11 protein-coding genes are annotated in these 12,527 nt (G+C 66.9%); 4 read left to right on the top strand and 7 right to left on the bottom strand.

All coding sequences use genetic code 11. The annotated features are described in order from the left end of the window. Positions 1–113: 113 nt before the first annotated feature. Genes IG171_RS13970 through IG171_RS13945 form a run of 6 tightly spaced genes read right to left on the bottom strand, consistent with a single transcriptional unit; the run spans position 114 to position 7,824 of the window. Positions 114–995 carry an amidohydrolase family protein gene (locus IG171_RS13970; protein WP_212127999.1) on the bottom strand — a complete coding sequence of 294 codons (882 nt, stop codon included), beginning with the start codon at positions 993–995 and terminating at the stop codon, positions 114–116. A gap of 41 nt (positions 996–1,036) precedes the next feature. After that, positions 1,037–1,978: a 3-hydroxyacyl-CoA dehydrogenase NAD-binding domain-containing protein gene (locus IG171_RS13965; RefSeq protein WP_212127998.1), complete on the bottom strand. Its 942-nt coding sequence runs from the start codon at positions 1,976–1,978 to the stop codon at positions 1,037–1,039. Further along, positions 1,975–3,975: an acetoacetate--CoA ligase gene (locus IG171_RS13960; RefSeq protein WP_212127997.1), complete on the bottom strand. Its 2,001-nt coding sequence runs from the start codon at positions 3,973–3,975 to the stop codon at positions 1,975–1,977. Before IG171_RS13960 ends, IG171_RS13965 begins: the two co-directional genes overlap by 4 nt. Positions 3,976–3,986: 11 nt before the next feature. Next, positions 3,987–4,874: a crotonase/enoyl-CoA hydratase family protein gene (locus IG171_RS13955; RefSeq protein ID WP_212127996.1), complete on the bottom strand. Its 888-nt coding sequence runs from the start codon at positions 4,872–4,874 to the stop codon at positions 3,987–3,989. Beyond that, the gene (gene menE / locus IG171_RS13950) at positions 4,871–6,484 is read right to left on the bottom strand and encodes an o-succinylbenzoate--CoA ligase (RefSeq protein ID WP_212127995.1); all 1,614 of its coding nucleotides are present in this window, start codon (positions 6,482–6,484) and stop codon (positions 4,871–4,873) included. The genes IG171_RS13955 and menE overlap by 4 nt, the downstream gene beginning before the upstream one ends. Continuing rightward, positions 6,481–7,824, bottom strand: coding sequence for an MFS transporter (locus tag IG171_RS13945; RefSeq protein WP_212127994.1), 1,344 nt, complete (start codon positions 7,822–7,824; stop codon positions 6,481–6,483). Before IG171_RS13945 ends, menE begins: the two co-directional genes overlap by 4 nt. A 185-nt stretch (positions 7,825–8,009) precedes the next feature. Here IG171_RS13945 and IG171_RS13940 point away from each other — a divergent pair, with 185 nt between their 5' ends. The 4 genes from IG171_RS13940 to IG171_RS13925 all read left to right on the top strand — a co-directional run bounded on the left by IG171_RS13940 (position 8,010) and on the right by IG171_RS13925 (position 11,777). Further along, positions 8,010–8,813 carry a PaaX family transcriptional regulator C-terminal domain-containing protein gene (locus IG171_RS13940; protein WP_212127993.1) on the top strand — a complete coding sequence of 268 codons (804 nt, stop codon included), beginning with the start codon at positions 8,010–8,012 and terminating at the stop codon, positions 8,811–8,813. A gap of 139 nt (positions 8,814–8,952) precedes the next feature. Continuing rightward, complete coding sequence (locus tag IG171_RS13935; RefSeq protein ID WP_212127992.1) at positions 8,953–9,360, top strand: hypothetical protein; 408 nt, start codon at positions 8,953–8,955, stop codon at positions 9,358–9,360. A gap of 28 nt (positions 9,361–9,388) precedes the next feature. Further along, a complete protein-coding gene (locus IG171_RS13930) occupies positions 9,389–11,086 on the top strand; it encodes a sensor histidine kinase (RefSeq protein WP_249203705.1) in 1,698 nt (565 codons plus the stop codon). Continuing rightward, the gene (locus tag IG171_RS13925) at positions 11,076–11,777 is read left to right on the top strand and encodes a response regulator (protein WP_212127991.1); all 702 of its coding nucleotides are present in this window, start codon (positions 11,076–11,078) and stop codon (positions 11,775–11,777) included. Before IG171_RS13930 ends, IG171_RS13925 begins: the two co-directional genes overlap by 11 nt. A 31-nt stretch (positions 11,778–11,808) precedes the next feature. On the opposite strand, the gene IG171_RS13920 is transcribed toward IG171_RS13925, so the two are convergent. Further along, on the bottom strand, positions 11,809–12,507 hold the full coding sequence (locus IG171_RS13920; RefSeq protein WP_212127990.1) for a TetR/AcrR family transcriptional regulator: 699 nt from the start codon (positions 12,505–12,507) through the stop codon (positions 11,809–11,811). Between the last annotated feature and the right edge of the window lie 20 nt (positions 12,508–12,527).

The raw sequence follows: 12,527 nt of genomic DNA, 5'->3' as shown, positions 1-12,527 counted from the left end.
AGATTGGCAGGAACTGTGATCGGTGTCTCGGTTGCGTTCATAGTGTTCACGGGAGGTCCGCGCCGGCGGTCGGCTAGGTCCCGCGCCGGCGGTCAGCGCGGGCCGGGGCCGGCTCATAGGCCGAGGACGCCGACCGCGTTGCCCTTCATGATCAGCGGCACGGCTTCGTCCTTGATGCCCAGCTGTTCGAAGTCCCCGATCCACCGTTCGGGGGTGATGAGCGGGAAGTCGGAACCGAACAGCGCTTTGTGCTTGAGCATCGACCCGATCGCCCGCGTCAGCTGCGGCGGGAAGTACTTCGGCGACCATCCGGACAGGTCGATGAAGACATTGGCCTTGTGGGTGGCGATCGAGATCGAGGCATCGGCCCACGGCACCGACGGGTGGGCGAGGATCATCGTCAGATCCGGGAAGTCGGCGGCGACGTCGTCGAGCAGCATCGGGTCCGAATAGCGCAGTTTGATGCCCCGGCCTCCCGGCAGCCCGGCCCCGATGCCCGTCTGCCCGGTGTGGAACAGACAGACGAGACCGTAATCGGCGCAGGCTTGGTAGATCGGGTAGTACTGGGGCTGGCTGGGATCGAATCCCTGCAGGCTGGGATGGAACTTCATCCCGCGCACGCCGTAGTCCTCGGCCAGCACCTTGATCCGGGCTACCGCCTCGGCGGGGTTGCGGGGGTCGACGGATCCGAAGGGGATGAGCACGTCGTTGTGCGCCGCCGCCTGCTCGGCGATCATCTCCGAGGAGACCGGGGGATGGCCGCCGAGCGCTGTCGTGGCGTCGACGGTGAAGACCACCGCGGCCATCTTGCGCTGCCGGTAGTATCCGGCGAGGTCCGCGACGGTGGGAGTCCGCGGCACCGGCGCCCGGAAGTACCCGGCCGAGGCGTCGAGGAGTTCGGCATCGAGCGATGTGTGCCGGTGGTCATCGGCTTCGACGTGGGTGTGCACATCGATCGCGGTGATCGTGTCGATGTCGATCGCGGGCTGGTACATACATGTCCTTCGCTTCAGTGGTGTCTGTGGGGACGGGCGAGTCAGGGGAGTTGGTCGAAGTCGGCCTTGAGCTCGAGCAGGCGCAGCAGCATGTCGTCGCGCTGCCGAGTCATCGCCTCCTTATCGCGTCCGGTCAGTTCGTCGTCGACGCCGTCGATGAGCTTGGCTTTCAGTCCCTCGCCGAGGTGGACCTGCTCGAGGTCGTGCATCCACACCTCCTGGGGCGGTCCCAGATGTTCGAGCAGGTGACGCATCCCGCCGGCCCCGCCGGATAGGTGTTGGAGAGCCAAGGGCCCGAGGATGGCCCACCTGAGGCCGGGACCATATGAGATCGCGGTGTCGATGTCGGCCACCGAGACGACACCGCGATCGACGAGCGAGTACGCCTCCTGCCACAGGGCGGCCTGCAGCCGGTTGGTCACATGGCCGGGCAGTTCAGCGCGGACGAGGATCGGCTTCTTTCCGACCGACCGGTAGATCTCGAGCGCCTCCTCGGCAACCTCAGCACGGGTGGATGGGGAAGGCACGACCTCGACGAGCGGGATGAGATGGGCGGGATTGAACGGGTGGCCGACGATGATGCGTTCGGGCGCGGAGGCGGCATGGGTGGAGATCTCCGAGGGAGCGTACCCGGACGTCGACGAGGCGATGATCGCCGGCCGAGGGACCGCGGCATCGATCTCGGCCAGCAGGGACTGTTTGACCTCGAGGCGTTCGGGACCGTTCTCCTGGACGAAGTCGGCACCGGTGACCGCCTCGGCGAGGCTGTCGGCGAACCGGAGACGATCGGCGGCAGGCGCCTGCCCGCCATCCATCACGGCGAGGTTGTTCTTCACCTGCTCGCGCAGACGCTCCTCGGCGCCGGGCGCCGGGTCGAACGCCGTGATCGAGTGACCGGCGGCGAGGAATCCGGAGGCCCAGGCGGCACCGATGACCCCGGTGCCGATGATCGCGACGTTCAGCGCTGTCGGTGGCGTGGTCATACTCCGGCTCCTTCCTTCGACTGCGCTGCCGCGCGCCGGCGAGCGAAGTCGACGTATTCGTCGAGCGAGGCCGGGTCCTGCAGCGCCCCGGTGCTCGCCACCTCCTCAGCCCTGGCGCCCTGGATGATGCGTTTGACTGGGACTTCGAGCTTCTTGCCCGTCCGGCCCAACGGGATCCGGCCCACCGGGACGATCTCGTCGGGAGCATGCCGTGGTGACAGGCGGGATTTGAGCGCGTTGCGGATCCGGACGCCGAGGTCCTCGGTGAAGGCGACCTCGTCCTCGGTGCGGACGAAGACGATGAGTTCGCCCATCCCGCCCTCATCGTCTTCAAGATGGATGACGAGGCCGTCGGAGACCTCGGGCAGCGTGTCGAGCACGGAGTAGAAGTCCGCCGTGCCCAAGCGCACCCCACCTCGGTTGAGGGTGGCATCGGAGCGGCCGGTGACGACGACTCCGCCACCGGTGGTGAACCGGGCCCAGTCGCCGTGGCGCCACACGCCGGGGTACTTGTCGAAGTAGGCGGCCGCATAGCGGTCATCGCCGTCGGGCTCCCAGAAGGTCACGGGCATCGAGGGCACCGGTTGGGTGATGACGAGTTCGCCGAGGTCATCGCGGATCTCGTGGCCGTCCTCGTCGAAGGCGGTGGCGGCGAAGCCGAGGGACGGCGCCGACATCTCACCGGAGTAGACGGGAGTCAGCGGAGAGGCCTGCAGGATTCCGGTGCACACATCCGTGCCGCCGCATCCGACGTTGAGCAGCACCCGGTCGCCGAACTGCTCGAGTGCCCATTCGTAGCCGGCGGCCGGCAGGGGTGCCCCAGCGGCCCCGAACTGTGTGACGGTGGACAGGTCGAATTCCTCGGTCGGTGAGAAACCGGCCTTCCGGGCAGCCATGATCGCTCCGGGAGCTACCCCCATCAGTGTGGCCTTCGTCTCTGAGGCGATGCGCCACAGGGCTTTCTCATCCGGATGGTTCGGGTTGCCGTCGATCATCACGATCGCCGATCCGACGACGAGGCCGCCAACCAGTGCGTTCCACATCATCCACGCGGTCGTGGAGAACCAGCAGAACCGGCTGCCCGGGCCGAGGTCGAAGTGGAGGCTGTGGTTCTTCAGCGTCTCGAGCAGGATCCCGCCATGACTGTGCACGATGGCTTTCGGCCTGCCGGTGGTGCCCGAGGAGAATAGGATGACCAGCGGGTGGTCGAAGTCCACGGAGGCGAACTCCAGTGGGGCGGAAGTATCGCCGAACTCGTTGTAGTCGATGACCTCGACCTGCCCGGTCGGGATCCGGGAGAGGGTGAAGTCACCGTAGTCGACGGTGATCACGTGGGACAGCGTCGGCAGGGCGGCAACGACCTCGGCGACCTCTGCGGTGCGGTCGATGGCCTTGTCGCCGTACATGTAGCCGCCGATGGCCAGCAGCACGGTCGGTTCGATCTGGCTGAACCGGTCGATGACGGATTGGGTGCCGAATTCGGGAGCGCAGCTGGCCCAGATCGCGCCGAGACTCGCGGCGGCCAGGAACGCCACCAGCGCCTCGGGTTGATTCGGCAGATAGCCGACGACTCGATCGCCTTCGCCCACGCCGAGGTCCTTGAGGCCCGAACGGACGCGGGCGACCTCGTCCCGCAGCTGGGCGAAGGTGAGGTCGAAGTCCGCACGGGTCTGTGACATTGCGGTCACGGCCAGGTCATCGGCCTGCTCGGCGGTGCCGAAGGAGTGCTCGGCGTAGTTGAGTCGGGCGCCGGTGAACCATTTCGCGCCCGGCATGGACCGCTCCTCGAGCACGGAGACATACGGGGTGTGGGCCTTGACCTCGAAGTACTCCCAGACAGCGGCCCAGAAATCCTCGATCTCGGTCACCGACCAGGCATAGAGCTCGTCCCACCCGGTGAAGTCGCTGCCGTGCTTGCTGTTGACCCAGTTGACGAAGTCGCCGATGTGGCTGATGGACAAGGCATCGGCAGGCACATCGCGGATGACGGTTGACATGGTCTGCCCTCTCACTTCGTGACTTTGGGACCGGAGCCGTCGAGGAAGGAACGCATGAGCTCCTTGGCCTCGCTGCTCGATTGGGCGACGGCGGCCATGAGAGCCTCCATCATGTAGCCCTCATCGCGACCGGATTCGACGATGCGCGGCAGCGCTTGGGTGATCGCGTAGTTCGTCACCGGTGAGTTCGCGGCGATCGAGGCCGCGAGTTCGAGGGCCTTGGCCGCACCCTGACCGTCACCGACCCGGTAGTTGACCAGCCCGATGGCCTCGGCCTCGGCGGCGTCGAAGGTTCTGCCGGTGAGCATCATGTCCTGGACACGGCTGAGGCCGATCAGGCGGGGGACTCGCACGGAGGCTCCGCCGCCGACGAACAGTCCTCTCTTGCCCTCGGGCAGGGCGAAGTAGGCAGTGTCCTCGGCCACCCGCAGGTGGGCTGCGGACGCGAGTTCGAGGCCGCCGCCGATCACCGCGCCCTGGAGAACGGCGATGACGGGCACGGCGGATTCGGCGATCGCGTTCATCGTCGTGTGCCAGCCCCGGGAGTGGTGGAGGCCGGCCACGGCGTCGCGGTCGGTCATCTCGGACAGGTCGAGGCCGGCGCAAAAGTGCTCACCGGTCGAGCTCAGCACGATCGCGGAGATGCCCTCGGGCGGATGGGCGAAGAACTCGCCGAGGCCGCTGATCGTCTGATCGTCAAGGGCATTGCGTTTGGCCGGACGGTCTAAGGTGAGGATGCCGATTTCGCCGTCGCGGGTGAAGTGCAGGGTCTGGGCGGAGTTCAGCGGCGTCGGCGGTCCGGTTTCGGCCTGCGGGGGCTCGGTCTGTGGGGTGTCGACCTGGGCGGTGTCGGTCTGGGAGTCTTCGCTCTGGGTCTGAGTTTCGGTCTGGGTGCTCATGCTTGATCCTTAGTCGGGGCTGTGGGAGCGGTTGCGGGGACGGTCGCTGCCGAGTCTGCGCCGCCGGTCGAGTCGTCGGTGCGTGAATGAGCACCGAGGGCGTTCGTACGGCGCAGGGAGACCTTGTGGACCTTCCCCGAACCGGTGCGCGGCAGCGAATCGACGATGTCGAAGAACTTCGGCACCTTGTACTTGGCCAGGCGTTCGGTGAGGAAGGCCCTCAGCTCGTTTGCGGTCGGCGAGGTCTGCGGTGCCGGGACGACGAAGGCGTGGCCGACCTCGCCCCACTTCTCGTCAGCGGTGGCCACGACCGCGGCCTCGTTGACGTCCGGGTGGGCGAACAGGGCAGATTCGATCTCGGCGGGGTAGACGTTCTCTCCGCCGGAGATGAACATGTCCTTGAGCCGGTCGACGATGAAGAGGAACCCGTCCTCGTCGAGGTAGCCGATGTCACCGGTGTGGAACCAGCCGCCGGGGGAGAACGCGGCAGCGGTGGCCGCCTCGTCGTTCCAGTAGGCACCCATGACATTGGGTCCGCGGGCCACGATCTCGCCGCGGACGCCGGGCCCGCACGGGTTGCCGGAGGCATCGCGGACATCGACCTCGGTGAAGGGCACGGCCCGACCGGCCGATCCGGGTCTGACCATCGCCTCCTCGGCGGTGAGGAAGGTGCAGCCGGGAGCGGTCTCGGTCAGGCCATAGCCCTGGCAGAACATGATGTCCCGGGCCTGGTAGTCGTGGATGAGGGAGACCGGCACGGGGGCGCCCCCGGAGTTGACGAACCGGACCGATGACAGATCGGTTGTGGCCCACCTCGGGGACTGGGCGAGTCCGGCCAACATCGTCGTGACACCGAACAGCCAGGTCAGGCGGTGGGATTCGATGAGGTCGAAGACGATGTCGATATCCCACTTCGACTCGACGATGATGCTCGCTCCGCGGATGAAGCTGGTCATCACCTGCTGGTTCAAGGCTGCCACGTGGAAGAGGGGAGCGGCCACGAGGGTGCGGTCATCGGCGGTGAGGTCCGTGTTGAGCAGCAGGTTGAACGCGTTCCACAGGATGTTCGCGTGTGTGAGCACCGCGCCCTTGGGCCGCCCCGTGGTACCCGAGGTGAACAGGAGCAGTGCCGGTTCGCTGCCATCGACCTCGGCGGCCGGCACCTCGGGGACGTATCCGTCGGCCGCGTTCGGGTCTCCGTCGGCCGGGATCGGTTCCCAGCCGACCGTGCCGGTGGGGACGTCGGCCGTCAGGGACTGCGCGGTGTTGTGGAACTCGTCGGAGACGATGAGCCGGGAGACCCCTGCGGCTGCCAGCTGGAAGTCGAGCTCGCCGGCCGTGAGGCGCCAGTTGAGCGGGATGAATACGGCGCCCAGGCGCAGGCAGGCCAGCAGCGTTTCGATCAGGGCCGGGTGGTTGGGTCCGAGGTAGGCGACGCGGTCGCCTCGGCGGATGCCCGATGCGCGCAGCTCGGCGGCCCGGCGAAGTGTCCGGACGTGGACCTGCGCGAACGTCAGCTCCTGGCCGTCGAAGATGATCGCCGTCTTCTCGCCGTGGTCGTTGGCCTGCTGTTCGGACAGTCGGGCCAGGCTCGGATGGACCGCACTCATGCCTGGGGCTCCTTCCTCGTTGCGGTCGCCGCTGTCGGTTCAGGAGTCGACAGCCTCTCTGAGAGGCTGCGCGACTTCGTCTCGCCGAGGCGGACGACGCAGAAGACGCTGATGAGGGCGAAGACGGCGAGGACGATCGACAGCGGAACGGTCGAGGTGCCCTCGTTGCTGCTCATGATCGCGGCGAAGAGGACGGGGGAGATGCCGGCGCCGATTCCGGCGATCTGGTAGCCCAGCGAGGCTCCGGTGTAGCGGTGCTCAGTGTCGAAGAGCTCGGAGTACAGACCCGCCAGTGGGCCGTAGATCATCGGGTGGATGATGCCCTGGCCGACGACCATGCCGATTGTGATGAGCAGACCGGACTTCGTGTCGATGAGGGGGAAGAGGACGAAGCCCCAGACGGCGATGAGGACGGCCCCGCTGATGACCATGGGCCGCCGGCCGATGGCGTCGGAGAGTCGGGACCAGCCGAGGATGCCGAAGATCGCGAAGAAGGAGGCGACGGACAGGCCGGTGAGGATCGTCTGGCGTTCGACTCCGATCTGGACGCCGTAGGCCACGGAGTAGGTGGTGAGCAGTCCCTGGAACATGAATGCCGACAGGCCCACGCCGACGGAGAACAGCAGTGTCACGGGCTGTTTGCGCAGGGTCGCGATGATCGGGATGGACTTCGGTGCGGGACGCTGACTGGCGCGGAGGAACTCGGGGGATTCGCTGACCTTCGCGCGCACGACGATGCCGACGATGAGGAGGACGATCGAGATCAGGAACGGCAGACGCCAGCCCCAGGCGATGAATTCCTCGACGCCCATGATCGCCATCGTCAGTGTGACGACGAGGGACGAGGTGAGAGTGCCGGTGGGCCCTCCGGCATTGGTGAAGCTGGCCCAGAATCCGCGGTTCTTCGTGGTGTGCTCGGCGGACATGAGGACCGCTCCGCCCCATTCGCCGCCGAGAGCGAAGCCCTGGAGGAGGCGGATGACGATGAGCAGGATCGGGGCGATGACGCCGGCGGTCTCGTAGGTGGGCAGCAGGCCGATGGCGGTCGAGGACACGCCCATGATCATCATCGTGAGAACAAGCATGCGCTTGCGGCCGAGGCGATCGCCGAAGTGGCCGAAGACGATGCCGCCGATGGGGCGGGCGAGGTATCCGGTGGTGAACGTCGCGAGGCTGGCAAGCGTGCCCACCAGGGGCGGGAGGTTGGAGAAGAAGACGTCCTTGAATACGAGTGCGGCGCAGACGGAATAGACGAAGAAGTCGTAGTACTCGATGACGCTGCCCAGATACGCCGAGGCGGCGGCTCGTTTGAGCATCGACGGTGATTTGGTGGAAGCCATGTGATCCTCGCTGATGTGTGGCTCGGGTGGGGTGTCGCAGTTTCGGAAGGCCCCGGACTGCAGTGGCGGGGGCCGATTGAATACTATGCAGTTCTATGTCGGCACGTCAATAGATTGCGATATAAAATGGCTGTCCGGTGGTCCGGCTCGTGGAGGCTCGGTGCCTGCGCCCGTAGAGTGAGGGCATGGCAGTCCATCCTCAGTCGCTCTTCCTCGCTCTGGCCGGTCAGCACCTGCTCGATGAGTCGAGGCCTCTGAGCGGAACCTCGATCGTGTTCGCGATGAAGCGCTTGGGAGTCGGGGAGTCGGCTGCACGGTCCGTGCTGCAGCGGATGGCGGCCAAGGGGTTCATCGACAGGCACAAGGAGGGGAGGAAGACCTTCTACTCCCTCAGTGATCGGGGTCGGCGGATTCTGCGTGAGGGGCAGGAGAAGATGTACTCCGGCTGGCAGCCTCAGGATTGGGATGGGCGGTGGACCCTCGTGCGCGTCCAGGTTCCGGAGTCGAAGCGGACCCTTCGCCATCGGATCTCATCGAAGCTGTCCTGGGCTGGCTTCGGGCAGACCGATGGCAGCACCTGGGTTGCTCCCGGTCCCCGCGATGTGGCCGAACTGTTGGGTGACGAGGCCGGTGAGATCGACCCGATCGTCCTCATCGGCAAGCCGCAGCCGCCCACGGGGGACGAGCTCCTCGTAGCGGCCTTCGACCTTGCGGACCTGGCCGAGGACTATGCGGCCTTCGGCCGGAAATGGCAGGCCGTCGAAGCGGAGTCGCTGACACCGACAGAGGCTCTGGTCCGGCGGATCGAACTCCACTTCGATTGGCTCAGGCTCACGCGCACAGATCCGCAGCTGCCGGTGAGCCTGCTGCCTGAGGCCTGGCCCGGCACCGCACAGGGGCGGCTCTTCAAGGACCTCGATACTCAGCTGGGCGAGCGGGAGTCCTCGGTCATCGCTGCGTTCTTCACTGGGGACCTGCCGATGCTGTGAAACCAGTGCGGGCACTGTGACGACGGGGCTCGGCTGCGTAACCTCCGGTGGCGGCGCTGGGTGAGGCTCGGCTGTGGCGCATCCTCTTGCTTCGCGGTTAGTCTTGGGATCAGTGGCAACCCAGACGAAGGAGCAGGTCATGAAGCTCAGCACAGCACTTCTGCGCGCAGTTCCCGGCGCGTTCATCCTCAACTCGGGCATCGGCAAACTCGGCATGGACGAGGAGACCGCCGCCGGCCTCCAGCAGATGGCCGCCAATGGTGTGCCCATGGTCGAGAACCTCACTGCGTCTCAGTTCGGGAAGTTCCTCTCCTGTGGTGAGATCGCTGTCGGATCCGCTCTGCTGCTGCCCTTCGTGCCCACTCGCATCGCCGGTGCCGCACTGACGACGTTCGCCGCGGGACTCGTGTCGAACTACTTCTCCATCGACTCGATGACCAAGGACGACGGCATCCGCCCCTCCGAGGACGGCACCGCCGTGGCCAAGGACACGTGGCTGGCCGCGATCGGCCTGGCACTGGTGCTCTCCGGCGGTTCCAAGAAGTGACCGCGACGCCGGTATCGGCGGACCCGCCGTGCCGGTAGCGCCCGCGGGCGATGAGCCCGGCCAGGCGGCCCCACCTCGGCGAGACCGTCGCCGATTCCGGTCCCGAGGCGGGCCGCTGGCCCGTCGGCTGTTCCTCATCCAGCTCGTCCTCATCGTCGCCGTCTGCATCGCACTGTCGGTGACCAGCTACGTCACGACGATGAATAACATCCGAGAGGCCACGGCCGATCGGGTCCTGTCCATCGCCGAGACCCTCGCCCACGACCCGTTCGTGACCAGCGCCGTGACCGAGGACGACCCCTCGGCGAAGCTCCAACCGTACGCGGAGACCGTGATCTCCACGGCCGAGGTCGACTTCGTCACGATCATGGACCGCGACCGCACCCGCTACACCCACCCGGATCCCGAGCAGCTGGGCAAGCCTTATATCGGCAGCATCGACGAAGCGCTGACCGGGCACAGCCAGACCGAGGAGTACGTGGGCACGCTGGGTGCCTCGGTGCGGGCGATCGTGCCGATCACCGATGCAAACGGCGAGGTCACGGCGATGGTCGCCGTCGGCGTGACCCTTGAGTCCCTGTCCGTGGCCCAGGCGGCGTCCCTGCCGCAGATCATCATCGTCGCGCTCGCCGCCATCGCCCTCGGCGGCCTGGGATCCTGGCTGCTGGCCCGCTATCTGCGCCGGGTCACGCTCGGCTACGGGCCCGAGGAGCTCAAGCGGCTGTTCGCGTTCTACGATTCGGCCCTGCATTCGCTGCGCGAGGGCCTCATCCTCGTCGACGGCTCCGGTCGCCTCGTCCTCTACAACGACGAGGCCGCGGCCCTGCTCGGCCTGCCCGAGCCCGATGAGTCCGAACCCATCGCCCTCGCCGAGGCGGCCCTGCCCGAATCCGTGCGTGACCTCCTGTCGACCGGCCGGGTCGCCGTCGACGAAATCCACCTGACCGAGGACCGAGTGCTCGTCATCAGCCAGAAGCAGGCGAGCCAGCCGCGCGGCAGCGGCCGTGACTCCGGGCGCAGCTCCGGCCGCGGCGGGACCGTGGCGACCCTGCGCGATCGCACCGACATCCAGGAGCTCACGGGTGAGCTCGCGACGATGACGACGCTGTCCGAGGCGCTGCGGGCACAGACGCACGAGCATGCCAACCGACTGCACACGGTCTCGACGCTCATCGAACTCGGGCGCACTCAGGAGGCACTCGACTTCGCCGTCCGCGACAAGCAGGAGGCGCAGCGGCTGACGGACTCCTTCGTCGGTTCGCTCGACGAGCCCTTCATCACCGCCCTGATGATCGGCAAGGCCGCCCAGGCCCATGAGCGCGGCATCGAACTCACGGTCACCGCCACCGGCGAGCTGCCGCCCGGGGCCCTCGACGCCCGCGACCTGGTCACCGTGGCCGGCAACCTGCTCGACAACGCCCTCGACGCGGCCGCCGAATCGGCGGACAAGCACGTGTGGGCGGACTTCGTCGCCGCCGAGGGAGAACTGATCATCACCATCGCCGATTCCGGTCAGGGCGTGGACGCCGAAGAGGTCGAGGCGCTCTTCCACCTCGGCGCTTCGGCCAAGACTGCGGCAGAGGAGCCGGGCGGGCGCGGATTCGGACTCGTGCTCGTCCGGCAGGCGGTGCGCCGCCTCGGCGGGGATGTCGAGGTCGATTCCGACGGCGGGGCGATCTTCACGGTCACGCTGCCCATCGAGGAAGGAGACGCTGATGAGCGATGACGACCGGCTGCGGGTGCTCATCGTTGAAGACGATTCGCTGACGGCGCAGGCGCATGCGGACTTCGTCGCCAGGGTGCCCGGTTTCGACGTGGCGGCAACCTGCCTGAGCGGGCACGAGGCCATCGAGCGCTTCGACGAACTCGATGCCGGCGGGACTCCGGTCGATATCGTCCTGCTCGATATGAACCTCACGGACTCGCACGGGATCGAGGTCGCCGGGCGGTTGAATGCCCGCGGCAAGGATGTAGACATCATCGCGATCACCGCGGTCCGGCATCTGCAGGTGATCCGGTCGGCGATCTCGACGGGGATCACCCAGTACCTGATCAAGCCCTTCACCTTCGCGGCGTTTCGGGAGAAGTTGGAGAACCAGCGGGAGTTCCGGCGCGGGCTGGGCGGGTCCGGGGGACTGGCGACTCAGGCCTCGGTCGACAATGCGCTGTCGGCGCTGCGTTCGGTCTCGGCCACGCGGCTGCCCAAAGGGCTGATCGCCGAGACCCTCGAAGCGGTCTCTGACGAGGTGCGGGAATCGGCCGAGCCGGTCTCGGCGACCGAGGTGGGGCAGCGTTTGGAGCTGTCACGCGTGACCGTTCGCCGCTACCTCGAGCATCTGGTCGCGACGAAGCAGGCGATCAAACAGCCCCGCCACGGCACCCCCGGCAGGCCCGAGTACGAGTACCGCTGGGTGTGAGGCGGCCCCGGCAAACGCCCGTTGCCGGGAGTCAGGAATGCTCCTCGCCGAGGCGGCGCAGCCACTGCACGAACAGCTGCGTCTCCGTCTTGCCCAGGATGTCCGGGTGTGAGACCGCGTATTCCATGACGGAGTGACCGAACCGCTCCTCGTCGCCTCCCTCGGTGCTCGGGGCCGTGCCCGTGATGGAGTTGAGCACGCCTTCGCGGATGGCCGCCGACAGCTCGAGGTCGTTCTCGCCGAGGATGATCAGCCGCAGCGTCAGACCGATATTGGTCGCGAGGATATGGGCCGCTGCCTGACGGGAGTCGACGACCAGCCGTCCCTGTGCGGCCGCCTCGGCGGTCAGAGAGCGAAGGATCTCGCTGGGTCTGGACTGGTCCTCCGGTGAGTAGCCGGGCCGGACCTTGCCGTACATCAGGGTGTAGAAACCGGGATTGTTCAGGCCGAAAGCCACATGGGCGTCCCAGCCCTCACGCAGGTCCTGGATCGGGTCGCCGCTGGACTCCATCGCCGACTTCTGCCCGAGGTAGAGGTCGAAGCCGCGTTTGATGACGGCATCGATGAGGCCCTGTTTGCTGCCGAAGAAGTGATACAGCGTCGGCATCTTGACACCGACGGCATCGCAGACGGCCCGCAGGGAGAAGTCCTCGCCCGGAGCCTCAGCGATGAGGTCGGCAGCCGCATCGAGCAGCCGGGTTCGTGTATCAGTCGTCGGGGCCTCTGTCATATCGCTATATTATCGTGTAT

Source organism: Brevibacterium sp. SMBL_HHYL_HB1, assembly GCF_018208375.1.
GTDB classification, from domain to species: Bacteria; Actinomycetota; Actinomycetes; order Actinomycetales; family Brevibacteriaceae; genus Brevibacterium; species Brevibacterium intestinavium.
Note: the sequence above shows the minus strand (reverse complement) of the source record. Positions and strands in the feature narration are given on the sequence as shown.

Bases quoted from the DNA above. Each gene is read 5' to 3' on its own strand.
- IG171_RS13955 (WP_212127996.1), bottom strand. From the start codon at position 4,874: ATGAGCACCCAGACCGAAACTCAGACCCAGAGCGAAGACTCCCAGACC.
- IG171_RS13960 (WP_212127997.1), bottom strand. From the start codon at position 3,975: ATGTCAACCGTCATCCGCGATGTGCCTGCCGATGCCTTGTCCATCAGC.
- IG171_RS13920 (WP_212127990.1), bottom strand. From the start codon at position 12,507: ATGACAGAGGCCCCGACGACTGATACACGAACCCGGCTGCTCGATGCG.
- IG171_RS13970 (WP_212127999.1), bottom strand. From the start codon at position 995: ATGTACCAGCCCGCGATCGACATCGACACGATCACCGCGATCGATGTG.
- IG171_RS13965 (WP_212127998.1), bottom strand. From the start codon at position 1,978: ATGACCACGCCACCGACAGCGCTGAACGTCGCGATCATCGGCACCGGG.
- IG171_RS13945 (WP_212127994.1), bottom strand. From the start codon at position 7,824: ATGGCTTCCACCAAATCACCGTCGATGCTCAAACGAGCCGCCGCCTCG.
- IG171_RS13940 (WP_212127993.1), top strand. From the start codon at position 8,010: ATGGCAGTCCATCCTCAGTCGCTCTTCCTCGCTCTGGCCGGTCAGCAC.
- IG171_RS13925 (WP_212127991.1), top strand. From the start codon at position 11,076: ATGAGCGATGACGACCGGCTGCGGGTGCTCATCGTTGAAGACGATTCG.
- menE (WP_212127995.1), bottom strand. From the start codon at position 6,484: ATGAGTGCGGTCCATCCGAGCCTGGCCCGACTGTCCGAACAGCAGGCC.
- IG171_RS13935 (WP_212127992.1), top strand. From the start codon at position 8,953: ATGAAGCTCAGCACAGCACTTCTGCGCGCAGTTCCCGGCGCGTTCATC.